At 74.1% G+C, this 21725-nt stretch carries 21 protein-coding genes; 5 read left to right on the forward strand and 16 right to left on the reverse strand.

What is annotated here, in order from left to right; all coding sequences use genetic code 11:
- Positions 1–104: 104 nt before the first annotated feature.
- The 7 genes from pheT to infC form a co-directional block, all read right to left on the reverse strand.
- Positions 105–2606: a phenylalanine--tRNA ligase subunit beta gene (gene pheT / locus ACFXDE_RS15060; protein WP_380494316.1), complete on the reverse strand. Its 2502-nt coding sequence runs from the start codon at positions 2604–2606 to the stop codon at positions 105–107.
- Entirely contained in the window at positions 2606–3727 is a 1122-nt protein-coding gene (pheS, locus tag ACFXDE_RS15065; protein ID WP_329928694.1) for a phenylalanine--tRNA ligase subunit alpha, read from the reverse strand. Before pheS ends, pheT begins: the two co-directional genes overlap by 1 nt.
- 241 nt (positions 3728–3968) lie before the next feature.
- Positions 3969–5072 (reverse strand): ATP-binding protein, encoded by a 1104-nt coding sequence (locus tag ACFXDE_RS15070; RefSeq protein ID WP_380443571.1) that lies wholly within the window; start codon positions 5070–5072, stop codon positions 3969–3971.
- A gap of 108 nt (positions 5073–5180) precedes the next feature.
- Positions 5181–6047, reverse strand: coding sequence for a TrmH family RNA methyltransferase (locus ACFXDE_RS15075; RefSeq protein WP_380443569.1), 867 nt, complete (start codon positions 6045–6047; stop codon positions 5181–5183).
- 157 nt (positions 6048–6204) lie between these two features.
- Complete coding sequence (gene rplT / locus ACFXDE_RS15080) at positions 6205–6600, reverse strand: 50S ribosomal protein L20 (RefSeq protein ID WP_030055649.1); 396 nt, start codon at positions 6598–6600, stop codon at positions 6205–6207.
- A gap of 109 nt (positions 6601–6709) precedes the next feature.
- A complete protein-coding gene (gene rpmI / locus ACFXDE_RS15085) occupies positions 6710–6904 on the reverse strand; it encodes a 50S ribosomal protein L35 (protein ID WP_030055648.1) in 195 nt (64 codons plus the stop codon).
- A gap of 142 nt (positions 6905–7046) precedes the next feature.
- Positions 7047–7784: a translation initiation factor IF-3 gene (gene infC / locus ACFXDE_RS15090; protein ID WP_380443649.1), complete on the reverse strand. Its 738-nt coding sequence runs from the start codon at positions 7782–7784 to the stop codon at positions 7047–7049.
- Positions 7785–8310: 526 nt separating this feature from the next.
- Here infC and ACFXDE_RS15095 point away from each other — a divergent pair.
- On the forward strand, positions 8311–8688 hold the full coding sequence (locus tag ACFXDE_RS15095; RefSeq protein WP_329928691.1) for a DUF1844 domain-containing protein: 378 nt from the start codon (positions 8311–8313) through the stop codon (positions 8686–8688).
- 52 nt (positions 8689–8740) lie between these two features.
- Here the strand turns inward: ACFXDE_RS15095 and ACFXDE_RS15100 are convergent, their stop codons facing one another.
- Entirely contained in the window at positions 8741–9514 is a 774-nt protein-coding gene (locus ACFXDE_RS15100) for an SseB family protein (protein ID WP_380494320.1), read from the reverse strand.
- 97 nt (positions 9515–9611) lie between these two features.
- Between ACFXDE_RS15100 and ACFXDE_RS15105 the strand changes: the two genes are divergently transcribed.
- The 3 genes from ACFXDE_RS15105 (at position 9612) to ACFXDE_RS15115 (ending at position 12457) form a co-directional block, all read left to right on the forward strand.
- On the forward strand, positions 9612–10826 hold the full coding sequence (locus ACFXDE_RS15105) for an alanine racemase (RefSeq protein WP_380494442.1): 1215 nt from the start codon (positions 9612–9614) through the stop codon (positions 10824–10826).
- A gap of 59 nt (positions 10827–10885) precedes the next feature.
- On the forward strand, positions 10886–11293 hold the full coding sequence (locus ACFXDE_RS15110; protein WP_380494322.1) for a hypothetical protein: 408 nt from the start codon (positions 10886–10888) through the stop codon (positions 11291–11293).
- Positions 11294–11533: 240 nt separating this feature from the next.
- Entirely contained in the window at positions 11534–12457 is a 924-nt protein-coding gene (locus ACFXDE_RS15115) for a lytic polysaccharide monooxygenase (protein ID WP_380494324.1), read from the forward strand.
- 131 nt (positions 12458–12588) lie between these two features.
- Here the strand turns inward: ACFXDE_RS15115 and ACFXDE_RS15120 are convergent, their stop codons facing one another.
- The 3 genes from ACFXDE_RS15120 to ACFXDE_RS15130 form a co-directional block, all read right to left on the reverse strand.
- Positions 12589–13809 carry a DUF2510 domain-containing protein gene (locus ACFXDE_RS15120; RefSeq protein WP_380494326.1) on the reverse strand — a complete coding sequence of 407 codons (1221 nt, stop codon included), beginning with the start codon at positions 13807–13809 and terminating at the stop codon, positions 12589–12591.
- 141 nt (positions 13810–13950) lie between these two features.
- Positions 13951–14751 carry a 3-oxoacyl-ACP reductase gene (locus ACFXDE_RS15125; RefSeq protein WP_380494328.1) on the reverse strand — a complete coding sequence of 267 codons (801 nt, stop codon included), beginning with the start codon at positions 14749–14751 and terminating at the stop codon, positions 13951–13953.
- A gap of 5 nt (positions 14752–14756) precedes the next feature.
- Positions 14757–16142, reverse strand: a complete 1386-nt coding sequence (locus tag ACFXDE_RS15130) for a glutamine synthetase family protein (protein WP_380494330.1) — start codon at positions 16140–16142, stop codon at positions 14757–14759.
- Between the two features lie 158 nt (positions 16143–16300).
- On the opposite strand from ACFXDE_RS15130, the gene ACFXDE_RS15135 reads away from it, so the two are divergent.
- A complete protein-coding gene (locus ACFXDE_RS15135) occupies positions 16301–17029 on the forward strand; it encodes a gamma-glutamyl-gamma-aminobutyrate hydrolase family protein (RefSeq protein WP_380494332.1) in 729 nt (242 codons plus the stop codon).
- Positions 17030–17103: 74 nt separating this feature from the next.
- Here the strand turns inward: ACFXDE_RS15135 and ACFXDE_RS15140 are convergent, their stop codons facing one another.
- The 5 genes from ACFXDE_RS15140 to ACFXDE_RS15160 are packed head-to-tail and all read right to left on the reverse strand — an operon-like array spanning position 17104 to position 21696.
- A complete protein-coding gene (locus tag ACFXDE_RS15140) occupies positions 17104–17853 on the reverse strand; it encodes an SGNH/GDSL hydrolase family protein (protein WP_380494334.1) in 750 nt (249 codons plus the stop codon).
- Between the two features lie 13 nt (positions 17854–17866).
- Positions 17867–19090, reverse strand: a complete 1224-nt coding sequence (locus ACFXDE_RS15145) for a beta-ketoacyl-[acyl-carrier-protein] synthase family protein (protein WP_380444325.1) — start codon at positions 19088–19090, stop codon at positions 17867–17869.
- Complete coding sequence (locus tag ACFXDE_RS15150; protein ID WP_380494336.1) at positions 19087–19329, reverse strand: acyl carrier protein; 243 nt, start codon at positions 19327–19329, stop codon at positions 19087–19089. The genes ACFXDE_RS15145 and ACFXDE_RS15150 overlap by 4 nt, the downstream gene beginning before the upstream one ends.
- A gap of 14 nt (positions 19330–19343) precedes the next feature.
- Entirely contained in the window at positions 19344–20777 is a 1434-nt protein-coding gene (locus ACFXDE_RS15155; protein ID WP_380494338.1) for an MFS transporter, read from the reverse strand.
- A gap of 7 nt (positions 20778–20784) precedes the next feature.
- Complete coding sequence (locus tag ACFXDE_RS15160; RefSeq protein ID WP_380494340.1) at positions 20785–21696, reverse strand: class I SAM-dependent methyltransferase; 912 nt, start codon at positions 21694–21696, stop codon at positions 20785–20787.
- Positions 21697–21725 lie beyond the last annotated feature (29 nt).

Below are 21725 nucleotides of genomic sequence, written 5' to 3' on the forward strand. Positions count from 1 at the left end.
AGAACGGGAGAGCGGGGAGAGCCGGCAGGCCCGCCGGGGAAACGCGAGAGGGCCCCGCCCCGGACCTCGCGGTCCAGGACGGGGCCCTCTCGGGCGCTGCGGGATCAGGCCCCGCGCAGCACCGCTCCCGTACGGGTGACGGCCTCGGCGACGGCGGCCTCGCGGGCGGCCGTGGCCTCGTCGGCGGTCAGGGTGCGGTCGGCGGCGCGGAAGCGCAGCGCGTAGGCCAGCGACTTCTTGCCCTCGCCGACCTGCTCGCCGGTGAAGACGTCGAACAGCCGGATGGCCTCCAGCAGTTCGCCCGCGCCGGTGCGCAGCGCGGCCTCCACGTCCGCGGCCGGGACGGCCGTGTCGACGATCAGCGCGACGTCCTGGGTCGCCACCGGGAAGCCGGAGACGGCCGGGCCGCTGACCTTCTCGGCGCCGTCGGCGGTGAGCAGGTCGACGTCGATCTCCATCGCGGCCGTGCGGGCCGGCAGGCCGAGCGCCTTGACGACGCGCGGGTGCAGCTCACCGGCGTGGCCGACGACCCGGTCGGTGCCCGCGACGACGAGCTCGGCGCAGCGGCCCGGGTGCCAGGGCGCCAGCTGGCCCTGGCGCACGGTCAGCTCGACGCCGGCCGCGCGGGCCACCGTGCGGGCCGCCTCGACGGCGTCCGCCCAGGAGGCCTGGGCACCGGCGCCCCACCAGCCGGAGGGCATCCGCTCGCCCGCGAGGGCGACGGCGACCCGGCGCGGCTGGTCCGGCAGCGCGGCGTCCAGCGCGGCCAGCTCCTCGTCGCTCGGGCGCCGGTCGACGGCCGGGCGCGGGGCCACGGCCGGCTCGTCCTTGGGCAGGAAGACCGTGCCGGTCTCGTAGACCGCCAGGTCGGTGTTGCCGCGGCCGACGTTGCGGCGCAGCGCCCCGAGCAGGCCCGGCAGCAGCGTGGTGCGCAGCGCCGGCTCCTCGTCGTTGAGCGGGTTGACCAGCTTGACGGTCCGGCGGCGGCGGTCGTCCGCCTCCAGGCCGAGCGCCTCGAAGGCGGGCTCGCCGAGGAAGGGGTAGTTGTTGACCTCGACGTAGCCGGCCCCGGCCAGCGCGACGCCGATCCGGCGGTGGACGCGCTGGGCCTCGGTCAGCCCCTTGCCCGGCGGCACGTTCGGCATCCGGGCGGGGACGTTGTCGTAGCCCTCCAGCCGGATGACCTCCTCCGCGAGGTCGTACGGGTCGGTGAGGTCGGGGCGCCAGGTCGGCGGGGTGACCTCCAGGACGTCGGCGCCCGCGACCGAGCAGCCGATCTCCTGCAGGCGCCGGGTGACGGTCTCGCGGCCGTACGCGGTGCCGGCGACCCGGTCGGGCAGGTCCGCGGCGATGGTGATGGTACGCACCGGGTGCGGCGCGGCGATGTCGGTGACCCCGGCCTCGGCGGTGCCGCCGGCGATCAGGACCAGCAGGTCGACGGCGCGCTGCGCGGCGGCGCGGGCGGCCTCCGGGTCGACGCCGCGCTCGAAGCGCTTGGACGCCTCGGAGGGCAGCTTGTGCCGCTTGGCGGAGCGGGCGATGGCGACCGGGTCGAAGTGCGCCGCCTCGATGATCACCTCGGTGGTGCCCGGACCGGCGGCCGGGTCGAGGATCTCGGTGGAGGCGCCGCCCATGACGCCGGCCAGGCCGATCGGGCCGCTGTTGTCGCAGATCAGCAGGTCCTCGGCGGCGAGCTTTCGCTTGACGCCGTCCAGGGTGGTGAGGGTCTCGCCCTCGGCCGCCCGGCGGACCGTGATCGGGCCGTCCACGCGCTGCTTGTCGTAGGCGTGCAGCGGCTGGCCGACCTCCAGCATCACGTAGTTGGTGATGTCGACGGTCAGCGAGATCGGACGGATGCCGGCCTTCTGGAGGCGGCGCTGCAGCCAGATCGGGGACTTGGCGTTCGGGTCCACGCCGACGACCGTGCGGGCCACGAAGCGGTCGCAGCCGGCCGGGTCGTTGACCTTGACCAGGTAGCCGAAGGAGTTCGCCGGCGGCACGTCGAGCAGCGCCGGGTCGGCCAGCGGCAGCCCGTACGCGGCGGCGGCCTCGCGGGCCACGCCGCGCATGGACAGGCAGTAGCCGCGGTCCGGGGTGACGGCGATGTCGAGCACCTCGTCGACGAGCTGGAGCAGCTCGATCGCGTCGGTGCCCGGCTCGAACTCCGGCGGGAGCACGATGATGCCCGCGTGGTCGTCGCCCATGCCGAGCTCGCGCGCGGAGCAGATCATGCCGGCCGAGGTGTGGCCGTAGGTCTGGCGGGCCGCGATCGGGAACGGGCCGGGCAGCACGGCGCCCGGGAGCACGACCACGACCTTGTCGCCGACCGCGAAGTTGGTCGCGCCGCAGACGATCTCCTGCGGCGCGCCGGTGCCGTTGGCGTCGCCGACGTTGACGAAGCAGTGCCGGATCGGCTTCTTGAAGCCGGACAGCTCCTCGATGGAGAGCACCTCGCCGACCACCAGCGGGCCCTTGAGGTCGCCGCCGAGCTGCTCGACGGTCTCGACCTCCAGGCCGGCCCGGACCAGGCGCTCGGCGACGTCACGACCGGTCTCGCCGGCCGGCAGGTCGACGTACTCGCGCAGCCAGGAAAGCGGGACGCGCATCAGATCTCCATCCCGAACGGGAGGGTGAAGCGCACGTCACCCTCGACCATGTCGCGCATGTCGGCGACGTTGTGACGATTCATCAGGATCCGCTCCAGGCCCAGGCCGAAGGCGAACCCGCTGTAGCGGTTCGGGTCGACGCCGCAGGCCACCAGCACGCGCGGGTTCACCACGCCGCAGCCGCCGAGCTCGATCCAGCCCTCGGAGGAGCAGGTGCGGCACGGGCGGTCCGGGTTGCCGACGCTCTCGCCGCGGCACACGAAGCACTGCAGGTCGATCTCGGCGCTCGGCTCGGTGAACGGGAAGTACGAGGGGCGCCAGCGCAGTTCCAGGCCGGTGCCGATCAGCTTCTCGACCAGCACCTCGATGGTGCCCTTGAGGTCGGCGAAGGTGATGCCCTCGTCCACCGCGAGGCCCTCGACCTGGCGGAAGACCGGGGTGTGGGTGGCGTCCAGCTCGTCCGTGCGGTAGACCCGGCCCGGGCACACGACGTAGACGGGGGGCTCGCGGTCGAGCATGGTGCGGGCCTGGACCGGGGAGGTCTGGGTGCGCAGCACCACGCCGGAGTCGGCGGAGCCGTCCGGGGCCTGGACGAAGAAGGTGTCCTGCATCGAGCGGGCCGGGTGGTCCGGGCCCAGGTTGAGGGCGTCGAAGTTGAGCCACTCGGCCTCGACCTCGGGGCCCTCGGCGACCTGGTAGCCCATCGCGACGAAGGTGTCCTCGATGCGCTCGGCCAGCGTGGTCAGCGGGTGGCGGGCGCCGCGCGGGGTGCGGTCGTAGGGCAGCGTGACGTCCACCGCCTCCTCGACCAGCACGCGGGCGTCGCGCTCCGCCTCCAGCTCGGCCTGCCGCTTGGCGAGGGCCTGGTTGACGGCGCCGCGGGCCTGGCCGATCAGCTTGCCTGCGGCGGCCTTGGCGTGCGGGGGCAGGGCGCCGATCTCGCGGTTGGCGAGGGAGAGCGCGGAGCGGTCGCCGGTGTGGGCGACCTTGGCCTGCTTCAGCTCGTCGAGCGTGGTGGCGGCGGCGAAGGCGGCGACGGCCTCGTCCCGCGCCTGCTCCACCACCTCGGGCTTGAGGGCCTCGACCTCGACCGGGTCGTACGACTTGTTGGGTGCCGACATCTCTATCTTCCCGTGCTCCTGCTCGTCCGTGCTCAGGTGATTGGGCTCGCCTTCGCGTCACGCCCGGCGTGGCCGGGGCACGGGCAGCCGATCTCCGTTCACGGGAAGGGATGTCCGCGGCACGGCCGCGCAGGGCGTTGCGCAACGCCAAAGGTCGAGTGTAGTCGCAGCGCGTTGCGCGGCTGCCGTCAAGCCCGTCCGGACCCGACCACAACATGCTGTGTTCGTCGTTCATGCTCTTTCAGAGCATGAAGTCGGGCACCCCGGCGGGCAGGATAAATCGGAACCGGGCACCGCCGCCGGGCGCGCGGTCGACGCGGATCGAGCCGCCGTGGGCCTCCACGATGCCCTTGACGATGTAGAGGCCGAGGCCGGTGCCGCCGCGCTTGGAGCCGCGCCAGAAGCGGGTGAAGACGCGCGGCATCGACTCCTCGGGGATGCCGCTGCCTTCGTCGCTCACGGTGACCGCTGTGCCTTCCACGATGCGGGGCGGGGTGCCGGAGCGCTCCCAGACGGGTGCCTCGACGACCTCCTTGGCCGGTGCCACCTCGATCGTGACAGTTCCCTCGCCGTGCCGCACCGCATTTTCCAGCAGGTTGGCGAGCACCTGGTCGACCTTGTCCGGGTCCGCCCACAGCACGGTCAGCGGCTCGGTGATCCGGACGTCGAAGCGCTCCTCGGGGATGCCGGTGGCGACCTTGCGCTCGACGTGCCGGCGCACCGCCGCGGCCACGTCCACGACCTGCTTGCGCAGCTCCAGCCGGCCCGCGTCGATCCGCGAGATGTCCAGCAGCTCGGCGATCAGCCGGGTGACCCGGTCCGCGTCGGCGTCGACGGTCTCCAGCATCAGCCGCTTCTGCCCGTCGGTGAACCGCTCCCACTTGGCCAGCAGCGTCGCGGTGAAGCCCTTGACGCTGGTCAGCGGCGAGCGCAGCTCGTGCGCGACGGTGGCGATCAGCTCGGCGTGGCTGCGCTCGGTGCGCCGGCGGTCCTCGGTGCCGCGCAGGGCGATCACCAGGCGCTCCAGGGGCCCCAGCGGCACGGCCCGCACGTAGCGGGCGGAGACCAGCACCTCCCGGCCGCCGGGCAGCAGCAGGTTGCGCTCGGGCTGGCCGGTGCGGATCGCGAGGCCGCCGTACGGGTCGGTCAGCTGCCACCAGCGGCGCCCGTCGAGGTCCTCCAGCGGGAGGACGTCGTCCAGGGCGCTGCCCAGCGCGGCCTCCGGGGGCACGCCGGTGATCCGGGCCGCGGCCCGGTTGAAGCGGACCACCCGGCCGAGCGCGTCGGCGACCACCAGGCCGTCCGGCAGGTCGTCCGGGTCGAGCTCGGGCCCGTTGCCGACCATGGGTGTCCTCCCCGATTACCCACCGTGCCGTTCCCCCCACCGAGGCAGACCCTAGCGCCTCCATGCCCCCGGTAGTAGGGCCTGGCGGGTGGATCGTGCGGGGTGCCGTCAGCCGTTCGAGCGACAGCCGCCGGGCCCGCGCTGCGCCCGGGCCGAGGCGTAGAGGCAGACGGCCGCGGCGGTGGCCAGGTTGAGGCTCTCGGCGTGTCCGTGGATCGGCACGCGCACGACCTCGTCGGTGAGCGCGCGGGTCTCTTCCGGGAGCCCCCACGCCTCGTTGCCGAACACCCATGCGCCGGGTGCGCCCAGGGTGCCCTCGTCGAGCTCCTGGTCGAGGTCCCGCTCCCCCGCGCCGTCGGCGGCGAGCACCCGGATCCCGGCCGCGCGCAGCTGCCCGACGGCCTCCTCGACCGGCACGCCGACGGCGACCGGCAGGTGGAACAGGCTGCCGACGGAGGCCCGGACGGCCTTCGGGTTGTACAGGTCCACGGAGGCGTCGGTGAGCACCACGGCGTCCGCGCCGGCCGCGTCGGCGGTGCGCAGCACGGTGCCGGCGTTCCCGGGGTCGCGCACGTGGGCGAGGATCGCGACGAGCTTCGGGCGGGCCGCCAGGACGTCGGCGAACGGGGTGTCGATGAAGCGGCAGAGCGCGACGATGCCCTGCGGGGTCACCGTGTCGCAGATCCCGGCGATCACCTCGTCGGTCGCGGTCAGCACCGCGAGCCCCTCGTCCAGCGCGGACTCCACGATCCCGGCGTGCCGCTCGGCGGCCTCCGGGGTCACGTACACCTCGACCACCGCGTGCTCGCCCGAGCCCGGCAGCCGGCCGTACGCGACGGCCTCCCGGACGGCCTGCGGGCCCTCGGCCAGGAAGCGGCGCTCCTTGGTGCGCTGGTTCCGCTTGGCGAGCCGGCGGGCGGCGACGACGCGCGGCGAGCGCAGGGAGGTCAGCAGGGGGGTGTCGGTGCTCGGCATGGTCTCGTTCTCTGGGGCTCTGTGAAGGGGGCGCTGAGGGACGGGGGCGCTGAGGGACGTGCGCCGAGGGACGCGGCGCCGAAGGACGGGGAAAACGCAGAACCGGACCCGCAGGAGAGCCTGCGGGTCCGGTCGGAGCTCAACCGATCCTGGAGGATCAGGCGGCGTCGGCGGCGGCCTTCGGGGCGTTCACGTCGGCCGGCAGCGCCTTCTGGGCGACCTCGACCAGGGAGGCGAACGCACCCGGGTCGTTGACGGCCAGGTCGGCCAGCATCTTGCGGTCGATCTCGACGCTGGCGGCCTTCAGGCCCTGCACGAAGCGGTTGTAGGTGATGCCGTTGGCACGGGCCGCAGCGTTGATGCGCTGGATCCACAGCTGACGGAAGTCGCCCTTGCGCTTCTTGCGGTCGTTGAAGTTGTAGACCAGCGAGTGGGTGACCTGCTCCTTGGCCTTGCGGTACAGGCGCGAGCGCTGGCCACGGTAGCCGCTGGCGCGCTCCAGGATGACCCGGCGCTTCTTGTGGGCGTTGACTGCCCGCTTGACGCGTGCCACTTGATTACTCCTTGGGTTGGACCACGGACTACTTCACGTGGTCCGTCATTCGAATGGGTCGGGAAGGATCAGCTGCCCCGCACACGGCTCACGCCGGGCGGGAGGGCGATCACTTGCCGAGAAGCTTCTTGATCTTCTTGGCGTCAGCGGGGGCCAGCTCGACGGTCCCGGCCAGCTTGCGGGTCAGCGTCGAGGGCTTGTGCTCCAGGAGGTGGCGGCGACCGGCGCGCTCGCGCAGCACCTTGCCAGAGCCACTGATCTTGAAGCGCTTGCTGGCGCCACTGTGCGTCTTCTGCTTCGGCATTTCGCCGTATCTCCTCGTCGGTCCCGTCCACGCCCGCGCGGTGTGCGCCACGCGGGCGTGAACTGGATGGATCTGCGGTGACCGGGCGGGGCGCCCCGTCACCGTGGTGGGCCGGTCTCCCGAGCGCCCTGGCCGTGAAGGCTCAGGCGTCCTGGGAGGCCTCGGCCGGCTGCTCGACCTCGGCAGCGGCCTCGACGTCGGCCTCGGCGGCCTCCGCTTCGGCGGCCTCCGCCTCGGCAGCGGCGTTCTCGGCCTCAAGCGCTGCGTCCTCGTCCTCGTCCGCGGCGGCGTCGGAGCCGGCGGTCCGGCCCAGTCGCTCGGCCTTGCGGGCGTCCGCGAGGGCGCGGGCCTCGGCCATCGCCTCGGTCTTCTTCTTGTGCGGGCCAAGAACCATGATCATGTTCCGGCCGTCCTGCTTCGGCGAGGACTCGACGAAGCCCAGGTCCTGGACGTCGTCGGCGAGCCGCTGCAGCAGACGGAAGCCCAGCTCGGGGCGGGACTGCTCACGACCGCGGAACATGATCGTGATCTTGACCTTGTCGCCCTGCTTGAGGAACCGGACGACGTGACCCTTCTTGGTGTCATAGTCGTGCGGGTCGATCTTCGGCCGGAGCTTCATCTCCTTGATGACCGTGTGCGCCTGGTTCTTGCGCGCCTCACGGGCCTTCATGGCCGACTCGTACTTGAACTTGCCGTAGTCCATGAGCTTGCACACCGGCGGCCGGGCGGTCGCCGCGACCTCGACCAGGTCGAGGTCGTACTCCTGCGCGAGCTCCAGCGCCTTGGCAAGCGGCACGATGCCGACCTGCTCGCCGCTGGGACCGACGAGTCGCACCTCCGGAACGCGAATCCGGTCGTTGATGCGGGGCTCGGTGCTGATGGGGCCTCCTCGGTTGCACCTTCTGCGATGCGGCCGTCGGACGGCGGTCGCACGTAGTGGACTCGACCACTGGGCGGGGCTTCATTCGTGCTGCGCTGCCCGGCACCTGCTCGGCACCATCTGCACCCGCGACACGAAAAAAGCCCCGCTCGGTACAAGCGGGGCTCCACACAATCCGGGGGCGGCACCCGGTGAGGGGCGCTGCGGCGACTCGGCGCCGTGGCGCCCGTCGCGGACCGGGACCCGTCGACCGCGAGGTCGACCAGGTGGGAGACTGTCGCGGTTGCCCTCTCGGGCCTCCTGGGTGGAGCCTCCACTTGCTGGCCAGGTGCCCATGCGGGATCCCGGCCGGTCAGTCTCGAAGCATACAGCGCCGGAAGGTCGAACGCCATTCCGCCCCGGCACACCCCGCGTTTCCGCGCTCTTCCGCGCCTTCCACGCGCGCGCACCGCACTTTTCGGCGCATTCCGGGGCCCTTGTACGCTCCAGGTGTACACGGACACCGGCACGACGGAACGAGCCCCCCTTGAGCAGCGAGCCCACCCAGAACCCCGGCGCGGACGACGACGCGATCGGCTTCGACGACCTGACGCGGGACATCGCCGAGGTCCCCGCCGTCGAGGTGATCACCACCGTCGCCGTGCACCTGATGAGCGCCGCGGCCGTCAAGTGCGGCCTCGCCGAGGGCGGCGACAAGGACAAGGACCTCGACGAGGCCCGCAAGCTGATCACCGCGCTCGCCGGGCTGGTCACCGCCGGCGCCCCGGAGATCAGCAACTTCCACGCCGCCCCGCTGCGCGACGGCCTGCGCTCGCTGCAGCTGGCCTTCCGCGAGGCCTCCATCGTGCCGGACGCGCCGGGCGCCGGGCCGGGCGAGAAGTTCACGGGGCCGGTCTACTCCTGAGCGGTTCCCTAGGGGGCACCTACCAACGTTGGTAGGTGCTCCCCGTTCGTTTCTACCGCCGGTACAGCGGCTCCCCCGGCAGCTGCGCGCTCGCCGGCAGCACCGCCAGGTCGAGGCCGCGGTCCAGCCGGACGCGGAGCACCGGGTCCGCCGCCACTGCGCGGCCGACCCGCCGGGCCGCCTCCTGCACGCCCGCCTGGTCGAGCTCCGGGTCGAACACCACCGCGAGCACCCCGTCCGAGCCCTCGCCCGGCCCCAGCAGACCGGACACCACCTGCGGCTGGTCCGCCAGCAGCGCCCGCACCGCCTCGCGCACCTCGGGGTCGCGCAGCGGCGGCAGGTACGGCCGGTTCTCGGCGAGCGCACGAAGGCGGGCGCCGGTCAGCTGGTAGGGCACCGGGCCCGCCGGGTCGATCAGCAGGGTGTCGGCCTTCTCGGAGTACGCGACCATCGCCGCCTGCGGGGCCGCCACCGGCGCCGGGCGGGCGTCGGCGCGCCAGCGGGCCAGCGTCTCCAGCGACGTGAACGCCGGCAGCGCGCGGCGCCCGTCCGGGGCCTCCAGCACCGGCACCGCCATGTCGCTGGTCTTGTCGTGCTTGTGCCCGTGCTCGTCCACCTCGACCTCGCCGAGCAGGGCGACGATCGGGACCATCAGCCGGGTCGGGGTGAGCGCCGCCAGCACCTCGGGCTCGGCCGAGCGGTCCTGCGACCAGCGGGCGAGCGCCGCGGTCAGCGCCGCGTCCGCCGTGCCGTCGTCGTCGCCGAAGCCGGGGTTCGGGATGCTCTTGCCGACGAACGCCGGGTTGGAGAAGTCTTTGCGGTCCACCCGGCCGACCCTATGCCACCCCGTCCCGGGAGCCGCACAAATCCGCACGCGCCCCCTACCCACGGGTAGCCGGGTGTGGCAGCCTGCGCGCATGGTGATGCTCGAACCCGCTCCCAGCGCCACCCCGGTCTCCGACCGCGCCCGGTACGACCGGGCCACCGCACACCTGGACGGGCCGGTCGCCGTCGTCGACCTCGCCGCCTTCGACGCCAACGCCGCCGACCTCGTGCGCCGCGCGGGCGGCAAGCCGATCCGGGTCGCCAGCAAGTCGCTGCGCTGCCGCGCCCTGCTGGAACGCGCGCTCGCCACCGACGGCTTCGCCGGGGTAATGAGCTTCACCCTCGACGAGTCGCTCTGGCTCGCCCGCACCGGCCTGCGCGACGTCCTGCTCGCCTACCCCTCCGCCGACCGCGACGGCTTCGCCGCGCTGACCGCCGACCCGGAGCTCGCCCGCGAGGTCACCGTCGTCCTCGACGACCCCGCCCAGCTCGACCTGATCGACAAGGCCCGCGCCGGCGACGCCGAGGTCCGGGTCTGCCTGGAGCTCGACACCGCGCTGCACCTGCTCGGCGGACGCGTCCGGATCGGCGCCCGCCGCTCGCCGCTGCGCACCCCCGAGGACCTCGGCGCCTTCGCCGAGACCGTCCAGCGCCGCCGGGGCTTCCGGGTCGTCGGCCTGATGGCGTACGAGGGGCACGTCGCCGGGGTCGGCGACCGGGTGCCCGGACGGCCGGTGCGCTCACGGGTGATCCGGCTCATGCAGGCCAAGGCCCGCACCGAACTGGCCGAGCGGCGCGCGGCCGTGGTCCGGCGGCTGCGGCAGGTCGCCGAGCTGGAGTTCGTCAACGGCGGCGGCACCGGCAGCGTGGAGAGCACGGTGGCCGAGCGCGCCGTCACCGAGGTCGCGGCCGGCTCCGGGCTCTACCTGCCCCGGCTGTTCGACAACTACCGCTCGTTCGACGGCCGTCCGGCCGCACTCTTCGGCCAGCCGGTCGTCCGGCGGCCCGGCGTCGGCGTGGTGACCGTCCTCGGCGGCGGCTACGCAGCCTCCGGCCCGGCCGGCGCCGACCGCTCCCCGACGCCGTACCTGCCCGAGGGGCTGCGCTACGACCCGACGGAGGGCGCGGGCGAGGTCCAGACCCCACTGCTCGGCGCCGCCGCGGACGACCTGCTGATCGGCGACCGGGTCTGGTTCCGGCACGCCAAGGCGGGCGAACTGTGCGAACGCTTCGCCGAACTGCACCTGATCGAGGGCGACCGGGTACTCCGGACCGTCCCGACGTACCGGGGCGAGGGGAAGACGTTCCTCTGACGCTTCGTCCGGTTCTGCCCTACGGTGGTGCCGAGATTGGGCGACGACAAGGGAGCGGCATGGACGCCGAGATCACTGAGATTGCGACGAGGGGCGCGACCGTCCTGGCCGGCCTCATGGTCACCTCGGCCTGGGACCGGGTCAAGCCGCGCGTTGCCGCGATGTTCGGCCGCAAGGCGGAGTCGGTCGCCGAGGAGCTGGACGAGACCCAGGCCGAGCTGGTCGCGGCGCAGGAGGGCGACAGCGAGTCCGCCGCCCGGAGCGCGCAGGGCGAGTGGGAGCCGAAGCTGCGCCGACTGCTGGCGAACGACCCGGCCATGGTCACTCAACTCGTCGCAATCCTCGACGAGTTCGCTCCGAAGCAGGACGACCAGGCAGCCAACGTGACGATCATCAACAACACGATCAAGGATGGGAACCACCAGAACGTGATCCAGGCCGGCTTCTACAACGACCGGACCCGCTGACCTTTCCGCAGCCTTAAACAGGCCCGATGGAACACCTAACCCGGTGTCCCGTCGGGCCTTTGCGCTGCTCGGGGCCATACAGTCCGTCAATAACCGCATGACGCAGAGCTATTGCCATCTGGTCCAGACCAATCCTACGCTCTGCCCGGGGGTCCGCGATCCGGGCCGCGACTCCCGAACGGGCAGGCGTGTCCGCTCCCCCACACCCGCCCGGAACGACGGTCGAGGAGTCCCCACCCCATGTCCATCAAGCGAAGTGCCCTGTCCGTCGGCGCCGTCGGCGCCGCGGTCCTCGCGATGGCGGCGGCCACCGCCGGCACCGCCAGTGCCCACGGCACGATGACCGGGCCCGTCAGCCGGGTCGCGGCCTGCTACGCCGAGGGTCCCGAGCACCCCGTCTCCCAGGTCTGCAAGGACCTCGTCGCGGCGAGCGGCACCCAGCCGCTCTACGACTGGAACGAGGTCAACATCGCCAACGCCAACGGCAACCACCAGGCGCTGATCCCGGACGGCAAGCTCTGCTCGGCCAACCGCGACAAGTACCAGGCCCTGGACTGGCCGCGCACCGACTGGCCGGCCACCGCCGTCGCCGCGGGCGCCTTCACCTTCCAGTTCCGCACCACCGCGCCGCACGTCGGCACCCAGACCGTCTACATCACCAAGGAGGGCTACGACCCCACGAAGCCCCTCAAGTGGTCCGACCTCGACCCGACGCCGGTGGCCCAGGTACAGGTCGACCGCACCGCCACCAGCGGGTACTACACCTACCCGGGCACGCTGCCGCAGCGCACCGGCCGCCAGCTGCTGTACATGATCTGGCAGCGCAGCGACAGCCCGGAGGCGTTCTACAGCTGCTCGGACGTCGACTTCGGCAAGCCCGCCGCGGCCGGCGGCGCGCCGGTGTCCGCGCTCGCCGCGCAGGCCCCGGCCGCGCCGAGCGACGCTCAGATCGCCGCGGACGCCCCGAAGTCCACGGTCGCCCACCACGGTCACGGCGGCGACCCCAACTCCCCGGCCGGTCTCGTGGTGCCGACCGCCTCCGCGGCCGTCGGCACGTCGGCCACCGGTCCGCTGCTGCTCGCCGGCGCGGCGGCGATCAGCGTCGGCTGGGCCGGCATGGTGCTCCGGCGCCGTCGTGTCGAGGCTGTTCGACGCGACTCCTGAGGGCCGGATGCGGGGCCGGACCGGCCCACCCCCGTCCGGTCCGGCTGCCCGCGTGCGAAGTGAGCGAACGACGGCGGCCCACCCGGAGGTTCCGGGTGGGCCGCCGCTGGTGCGTGAGGAGTCGCCGCCGCTCAGGTGGCGGTGGTGGTCGTGCCGCCCGTGCCCGGGTCGCCGGAGCCGCCGGTGCTGCCCGAGCCGCCTGCGCCGCCCGCCCCACCGGTGCCGCCGCCGGGCAGCGGGATCGAGGGCAGCTTGCCCTTGTAGTCGCCGATGCCCTTGACGATGGTGTCCATCACCGCGGGGTCCGGCGCCTTGTCCGCGATGTCGAAGCCGAAGTGCACCGAGACCAGGCCGGTGCCGTCGGCGGACGGGAAGACCACGGTCTGCACGTAGCCGTTGTTGCCGGTGGGCGCGTCGACCTTCCAGCGGACGAGGTAGCCGCTCTTGCCGTTCACGGTGACGGCCTCGGACTTGAGCTCCTGGTGGCCGGTGATGTCGCCGTAGGCGTCCTTGGCGGCCTGGGTGATGTCGCTCTTCGCCGCTGCCTGGACGTCCGTGGCGCCGTCGATGTGGCCGGTGTTCACGCCGCCCAGGGTGCAGGTGCCGGTACCGCCGCCCGCGCAGGTGTAGGTGCCGACGCTCATCGACGCGAAGCCGTCGCGGGTGCTGCCCGCGTCCCAGCCGGACGGGACGGGCAGGGTGATCCGGTTGACCAGGTCGATCGCGCCGCCGGAGCCGGGGCGGGTCTTGCCGTTGCCGCCGGAACCACCGGAACCGTTGCCGCCGTTGCCGCCGCTGCCGCCCTTGCCGTTGCCGCCACCGTTGCCGCCGGAGCCGCCGCCCCCGGGGCCGCCGTTGCCGCCGCCCAGGCCGGGGAAGTCGTTCCACGGGCCGTTCTCCCAGGGCGCGGCCTGCGGCTTCGCCACGCGCTGCGTGCGGTCGCCGTGGCCGTCCATCGCGAGGTACGTCACCCCCGAGCCGACGCCCAGGCCGACCAGCGCCGCCACGACGGTCGCCACGACCAGCTTGGAGGGCTTGCGCCGGGCCTTGGCCGGCGGCGGCACCTCGGCGCCGTACGCGGTGCCGAAGGGCGGCGGCTCCGGGTAGCGGACCGTCCCGCTCTCCAGCACCTCGCCCTCCAGGACCGTCGGCCCGCCGGCCGCCGCCGCGGGCTCCTCGGCCGTCCCCGGCCCCGGAGCGTCGGCGGCCGGGGGCTCCGGCGTCGGCGCGTCCGAGGGTGCGGGCCGGGTGCTGGCCGTCCAGCCCTTGCCGTCCCACCAGCGCTGCGGTCTCGGGTCGCTGCTGGTGTCCTTGGGGTCCGGGTACCACCCGGCGGGAATCTGCTCACTCACACCAAAGAATGTAAAGGCAGGCGGATAAACGCGAAATCAGCACAAGCGTGAATTCCCGTGCTTCCGGATGAGATTACGGTGAGAAGCACCCTGGACGGCCCCCGGGCCGCTCCCGGCGGGGCGGCGGCCCGGCGGGGCGGTCTACAGCGGCGTGACGTACGCCCCGGCGATGCCGCCGTCGACCAGGAACTCGCTCGCGGTGATGAACGACGAGTCGTCACTGGCCAGGAACGCCACCGCCGCCGCGATCTCCTCCGGGCGGGCGAACCGGCCCAGCGGGATGTGCACCAGGCGGCGCGCGGCCCGCTCCGGGTCCTTCGCGAACAGCTCCCGCAGCAGCGGGGTGTCCACCGGCCCCGGCGACAGTGCGTTCACCCGGATCCCTTCCCGCGCGAACTGCACGCCCAGCTCGCGGGACATCGCGAGCACCCCGCCCTTCGAGGCGGTGTAGGAGATCTGCGAGGTCGCCGCGCCCATCCGGGCCACGAAGCTCGCCGTGTTGATGATCGAGCCCCGCCCGTGCCGGCGCATGTACGGCAGCGCCGCCTTGCAGCACAGGTAGACGGAGGTCAGGTTGACCTCCTGGACCCGCCGCCACGCCTCCAGGCCGGTGGTCAGGATCGAGTCGTCCTCCGGGGGCGAGATGCCGGCGTTGTTGAAGGCCACGTCGACGCTGCCGCACGTCTCGTAGGCCTCGTCGAACAGCGCCTCGACCATGTACGGGTCGGTGACGTCGGTGTGCACGAACAGGCCGCCGACCTCCTTCGCCGCCGCCCTGCCGCTCGCCTCGTCGAGGTCCGCGCACACCACCTTCGCGCCCTCGGAGGCCAGCCGGCGCGCCGCGGCCAGGCCGATGCCGCTGCCCGCGCCGGTGATCACGGCGGTGCGGCCGACCAGGCGTCGGCAGACCACGTCCTCGTGCGCGGAACCCTTCCCGGTCATCGGCCTCACATCCGTTCGAAGGAGCGGTAGCGCTCCCAGTCGGTCACGGCGCCGTCGTACGCGGACTGCTCGACCCGGGCCATGTTCAGGTAGTGCTCCACCACGTCGTCGCCGAAGGCCGTCCGGGCGAGCTCGCTGCCGGCCCACAGGTCGGCGGCCTCGCGCAAGGAGCCGGGCACCCGGGCGTACTCCTCGACGGCGTACGCGTTGCCCAGGCACGGCGCGGGCAGATCCAGCTTCTCCTGGACGCCGTGCAGGCCGGCCGCGATCATCCCGGCCACCGCGAGGTACGGGTTGACGTCCCCGCCGGGCACCCGGTTCTCCATCCGCAGGCCGGGGCCGTGACCGACCACCCGGTAGGCGCAGGTGCGGTTGTCCCGGCCCCAGGCCACCGCCGTCGGCGCGAACGAGCCGGGGCGGTACCGCTTGTACGAGTTGATGTTCGGCGCGTACAGCAGGCCGAACTCGCGCAGCGCGACGAGCTGTCCGGCCAGGAAGTGCCGCATCGTGTCGGTCATCCGGCCGTCCCGGTCCGCGAACGCGGGCGCCCCGACGGCGTCCCGCAGCGACAGGTGGATGTGGCAGCTGTTGCCCTCGCGCTCGTCGTACTTGGCCATGAAGGTGAGCGCGCAGCCCAGCTGGGCGGCGATCTCCTTCGCGCCGGTCTTGTAGACGCTGTGCTGGTCGCACGTGGTGAGGGCGTCGGCGTAGCGGAAGGCGATCTCGTGCTGGCCGAGGTTGCACTCGCCCTTCGCCGACTCGACGGTCAGGCCCGCGCCCGCCATCTCGTTGCGGATGCGCGACAGCAGCGGCTCGACCCGGGCGGTGCCGAGCATCGAGTAGTCGACGTTGTACAGGTTCGCCGGGGTCAGGCCGCGGTAACCGCCCAGCCAGGCCTGCTCGTAGGTGTCCCGGAAGACCAGGAACTCCAGTTCCGTGCCGATGTCGGCGGCCAGCCCGTGCTCGGCCAGGCGCGCGATCTGGCGGCGCAGCAGCTGGCGCGGCGCCGCGTCCACCGGGTGACCGCCGTGCCGGGCCAGGTCGGCGGTGACCTGGGCGGTGCCGGGCTGCCACGGGGTCAGGCGCAGCGTGGCGAGGTCGGGGCGCATCGCGAAGTCGCCGTAGCCGGTGGCCCAGGAGGAGAAGGCGTAGCCGTCGACGGTGTTGAGGTCGACGTCGACGGCCAGCAGGTAGTCGCAGGCCTCGGCGCCGTTCTCGACGACCTCGTCGAGGAAGAACCGGGCGGCGAACCGCTTGCCCTGCAGACGGCCCTGCATGTCGGTGAAGGCGAGGGCGACGGTGTGCACCTCGCCGGCGTCCACCAGGGTGCGCAGTTCGTCCAGCGTGAGCGGGGCCCGCGGCGGCCCGCCTGCGGCGGCGTTCTCGGACATGGCGACGGAACCCTTCTCCTCGATCACTCTTCGAGATCAGGCGGTCACAGCGAACCGTACGGCCTGCGGCTCGCGGGGCGGAAGAGGGCGGGCGGGTGTGGCGCGCCGGGATGCGTGGTTGACGTGGGAAGGGACGTGACGGGTGCAGAATGCGCGCCATGGATCGCAGGCCTTTCATCGGCGTCAGCACCTACGTGGTGGAAGCGAGTTGGAGCGACTGGCGGGGCCGCCGGGTGGCACTCGTGCCCGAGCGGTACACCGCCTACGTCCAGGACTCCGGCGGCATCGCCGTCCTCCTCCCGCCGGACGCCCCGGAACGCGCGCCCGACGTCCTCGCGCGGCTCGACGCCCTCGTCATCGCCGGCGGGCCGGACCTCGATCCGGCGTACTACGGCGCGGCGGCCCACCCGCGCACCGAGGTCGACTCGCCGGAACGGGACGTGTGGGAGGTCGCGCTGCTGCGCGGCGCGCTCGCGGCGGGCATGCCACTGCTGGGGATCTGCCGGGGCATGCAGGTGCTCAACGTCGTGTGCGGGGGGACGCTCGTCCAGCACCTGCCGGACATCGTCGACGTGGACATGCACAACGGCTCGCCGGGCAGGTACGGGACGCACCCGGTGCGGCCGGTGCCCGGGACGCTGCTGGGCGGGCTGCTGCCGGAGAGCGAACTGGAGGTGCCGACCTTCCACCACCAGGCGGTGGACCGGGTCGGGGCCGGCCTGCGGGTCTCGGCGCACGCGCCGGACGGCACGGTGGAGGCGGTGGAGGGGCCGGGGTTCACGCTGGGCGTGCAGTGGCACCCGGAGCAGGGGGACGACCTGCGGGTGATGCGGGCGCTCGTGCGGGCGGCGACGGCGGCGCAGTTGGACGCCGTCGTGCTGGCGTAACGGCAACTCGCCTTCTGCGCCCGCGCCTTGTCACCTTCCCCGCGCCCCGGATCCGAGGCGCGGGGACCCGCCGGTCAACCGGCCGCGGGGACGGGGATCCGGATCTGAGCCGCCGCCTCCAGGAGGGTGGGGAGCATCCGGGTGGCGTGGGCGGCGTAGCCCGCCGGGGACGGGTGGACGCCGTCGGGGCTCAGGAGGGTGTCGGCCCGGTCCCGGAACTCGGGGCCCGACGTGGGGGCCAGGTGGGCGCCGGTGCGGACGGCGGTGCGGGTGTGACGGCGGGCGAGGCGGCCGGAGCGGACGTGGCCGATCCAGCGGGCCGGGCGGCGGAAGCCCGGCGCGTAACCGGGGTCGGGGCACGGCACGACGACCAGTTCCCAGCCGGCCTCCCGCAGCGCCTGCGCCAGGTGGGCGAAGCGGCGGGCGGCCCGGCCGAGCGGCGCGGGCAGCAGGACGTCGTTCCCGCCGACGATCAGCACCGCGATCCCCGGCCGCAGCCGCGCCGCCCGCAGCACCTGCCGGCCGACGGCGGACGTGGTGGCGCCGGCCCGGGCGTGGACGCGCAGGAGGACCGGGCGGCCGGTGCCCTCGGCGAGGCCTTGGGCGAGCCGGGCGCCGAGGGTCTGCCCCGGACGCCGGGCGCCGACGCTCTGGGCGAGCGAGTCGCCGAGCACGAGCAGCGTCAGCGGCCGGTCGTCGCCGGGGGCGGCGGGTTCGGTGGACCCGGTGGGCTCGTACCGCCCGTCCGGCGCGGGGACCGACCAGTCGGCGGGCGGGCGGCGGAACACCAGGCGGGCGTAGAGCCGGGCGAGGGGGAGGAACATCGGGGCTCCGGGTTCAGGCGGCGGTGAGCACGACGGCGGCGTTCTGGCCGCCGAAGCCGCTGGAGACGGACAGGGCGGTGGGGACGGCCAGCGGGCGCGGCGCCTTGGTGACGACGTCGAGGTCGACGGCGTCGTCGAGCCGGTCGAGGTTGGCGGTGGGCGGGACGAGCCGGTGCTGGAGGGACAGGACGGCGACCGCCGCCTCGATCGCCCCGGCCGCGCCCATCGTGTGGCCGATGACGCTCTTGTTGGCGGTCACCGGCGGCGGCCGGTGGAACACCTGCCGCAGGGCGGCCGCCTCGGCCGGGTCGTTGAGCGGGGTGCCGGTGCCGTGCGCGTTGACGTGCCCGATCTCGTACGGCGCCAGCCCGGCGTCGGCGAGGGCGGCCCGCACGGCGCGGGCGAGGCCGTCGCCGCCGGGGTGCGGGGCCGTGAAGTGGTGGGCGTCGCTGGAGGCGCCGTGCCCGGCGAGGAGGGCGCGCGGGCGCACCCCGCGGGCCCGGGCGTGGCCGAGGCGTTCGAGGACGAGGACGCCCGCGCCCTCGGCGAGCACGAAGCCGTCCCGGTCGGCGTCGAACGGGCGGGAGGCGCCGGCCGGGTCGTGGCGGCGGCGCGACAGCGCGCCGAGCCGGTCGAAGGCGGCGGCCGTCATCGCGGTGCGGGCGCTGTCGGTGCCGCCGGCGAGGACGAGGTCGCAGGTGCCGGAGCGGATGAGGTCGCAGGCGAGCGCGAGCGCGGTGGTGCCCGAGGCGCACGCGGTGCTGGTGACCAGGCTCGGGCCGAGCACGCCGAGGTCGAGGGCGACCTCCCCGGCGGCCATGTTGGGGATGCTGCGCGGCAGCATCAGCGGCGAGATCCGGTCGGCGCGGCCCTCGGCGAGGCGGGCGTACTCGACGGCGTACGTGTGCGAGCTGTTCGCGCTGACGCCGAGGACGGCGCCCACCCGCGTGCCGTCCCACTCCGCCGGGTCGAGTCCGGCGTCGGCCACCGCCTGCCGGGCGGCGACCACGGCCATCTGGCAGAAGCGGTCGAGCCGCCGGGCGAGCCGGCCGCCCAGCAGGGCCGGCGGGTCGAAGCCGTCCAGTCGGCAGGAGAAGTCGACGGCGAGGCCCGCGAGTTCGGGATCCGGCCGGGCGGTAGGTCCGGCGTCCAGGAAGCGCTCCCAGACCGCCGCCGCGCCGCTGCCGGCCGGGGTGACCAGCCCGAGCCCGGTGACGGCCACCGCACGGGTGCTCAACTGACGCCCTCCGCGGCGAGGGTGGCGTCCGCGTGGGCGGCGAGCTCGCCGAGGGTGCGGTCGGGGGTGATGTCGGCGACGGTGACGCCGATCCGCTCCTCGACGAGCAGCGAGAGCTCGACCAGGGCGAGGCTGTCGAGGTCGAGCGAGGCCAGGGTGGCGTCGGGGGCGACGCGGGCGGGCACGACGTCGAACTCGTCGACGAGGCAGGAGCGGAGGGTCTCGTAGGTCGAGGACATGGGTGGACTTCCCTTCAGGACATGGTTGTCGAAGAATCGAGGTCGCGGACGGCGGGCCGGTCGAGCCCCGGCAGGCGGCGCCAGGCGAGGACGGCGGCGAGCAGGGCGACGGCACCGCCGACCGCGGCCGCGGTGCCGAGGCCGTCGGTGAACGCCAGGGCGAAGGCGGCCGGATCCGCCGGGCGGGCCCGTTCGAGCGCGGTGGCCAGGACGGAGCCCAGCACGGCCACCCCGAGGGTCGAACCGACCTGCCGGGTGGCGTCGTTGAGGGCCGAGCCGACCCCGGCCGCGCCCTCCGGGACGGCGCTCATCACCAGCTCGGTCGCGACCGGCGCGAGCAACCCTGCGCCGACGCCGGCGAGGCCCTCGAACAGCAGCACCGGGGCGTCCCCGGAGCCGACGGTCAGCCCGCCCAGCTGGACGAACCCGGCCGCGATCAGCGCCAGGCCGCCGGCGCACGGCACCCGGGCACCCGACCGCCGTGCCAGCACGGGCCCGAGGAGCGCACCGGTGGCGAGTCCGAGGGAGAGCGGGACCATCCGCACCCCGGCCTGCCACGCGGACAGGCCGCGGACCTGCTGGAGGTGGAGCGTGAGCAGGAACATCGCGCCGAACATGGCGAAGGACATCAGCGCGAGCGACAGCGTGGCCGGCCAGACCGGCCCGCCGCGCAGCAGCCGGACCGGCACCATCGGTTCGGCGCACCGGAGTTGACGCCGGACGAAGGCGGCGATCAGCAGCACCGCGACGGCGAAGGCCGTCAGCACGCCGGCGCTGGTCCAGCCCCGGCCCGGGGCCTCGATCACGCCCCACACCAGCGCGAGCAGGCCGGCGCAGGACAGCAGCGCGCCGGGCCGGTCGAGCGGCCGCGCCTCGGGCGCGCGGGACTCGGGCAGGACGGCGAGCGCCGCCGCGCCGATCACGGCGATCACCGGGACGTTCAGCCAGAAGGCCGCCTGCCAGCCGTACCGCTGGACCAGCAGACCGCCCGCGACCGGGCCGAACACCGCGCCGACCCCGGCCACCGCCGCCCAGATGCCGATCGCCCGCCGCCGGGCGGCCGGTTCGGGCAGGACGTGCACGACGGTGGAGAGGGTGGCGGGCATGAACAGCGCCGCACCGAGCCCCATCCCGCACCGGGCGGCGACGAGTTGGGCCGCGCCGTGACCGGTGGCGCCGGCCACCGAGGCCAGCCCGCAGAGCGCGAGCCCGGCGAGGAAGGCCCGCCGCCTGCCGTACCGGTCGCCGAGCGCACCGGCGGCCAGGACGCAGCCGCCGAGCGCGAGCGCGTAGCCGTCGACGATCCACTGCGTCTCGGCGAGCGTGGGGCCGAGGTCGGCGCGCAGGCCGGGGATGGCGACGTTGAGCACGGTGAAGTCGAGGCCGAGCAGGAACAGCGCGGCGCAGACCACCGCGACCGCCGCCCAGGCCCTCCGTCCGGAAGTCACCCCGGCCTCAGACCGGGAGCCGCAGCGGCTCGTCACGCCGCCGGAGGCCGATCCGGTAGAGCGTGGCGGCGCCGCGCAGGAACGTCACTTCGCTGCCGCGCAGGTAGCGGCGGTAGCGGCGGTACCCGTCCGCCCCGACCAGCCGCTCGGCCGCCTCGCGCGCCTTCAGCAGCCGGGCCGACCAGGCGGCCAGCGTGCGCGCGTAGTCCTCGGCGGAGGCGGCGAGGACCACGACCGAGAAGTACGGGTCGCAGGCGGCGGCGATCTCGCTCAGCCGGGGCAGCGTGCAGTTCGGGAAGATGTCGCTGCCGACGAACTCGCCCAGCGGTCCGGTGCCGTCCGCCACGCCGTCGTAGCCGATCGACTGCAGCGACATCCGGCCGCCGGGGCGCAGCCAGCGGTGGCAGGACTCGAAGTAGCGGGCGTACACGCCGAGCCGCTCGGCGCGCGTCATGCCGGCGGTGGCGAAGTGCTCGAAAGCGCCCATCGAGACGATCGCGTCGTACGGGCGCTCCGGTGCGTGGTCCTCCCAGCTCTCCAGCCGGGCTTCGACGCCGGGCAGGGCGCGGGCGGCGAGGAACGCGTACTGGGCGGGCGAGATGGTGAGGCCGACGGCCTCGCCGACCCGGTCGCCGCGGCTCGCGTGCGCCAGCATCGCGCCCCAGCCGCAGCCGACGTCGAGGATCCGCAGGCCGTCACCCGGCCCGGCGCCGACCAGGTCGAGGTGGTGGTCGAGCTTGGCCCGCTGGGCGCGGGGCAGCGCGGTGGCGTAGGGCTCGTCGCGCGGGATGCCGTCCCACTTGGCGGCGGTGTAGGCGAGGGTCTCGTCGAGCCAGAGGGCGTAGAAGTCGTTGCCGAGGTCGTAGTGGAAGGCGATGTCCTCGGCGCTGGTGCCTGCGGTCGTGATGGCGGTGGTCATGCGGGTCCTGTCTGGTCGGCCGGGCTGGG

Source organism: Kitasatospora sp. NPDC059408 (assembly GCF_042751525.1).
Taxonomy (GTDB): Bacteria; Actinomycetota; Actinomycetes; order Streptomycetales; family Streptomycetaceae; genus Kitasatospora.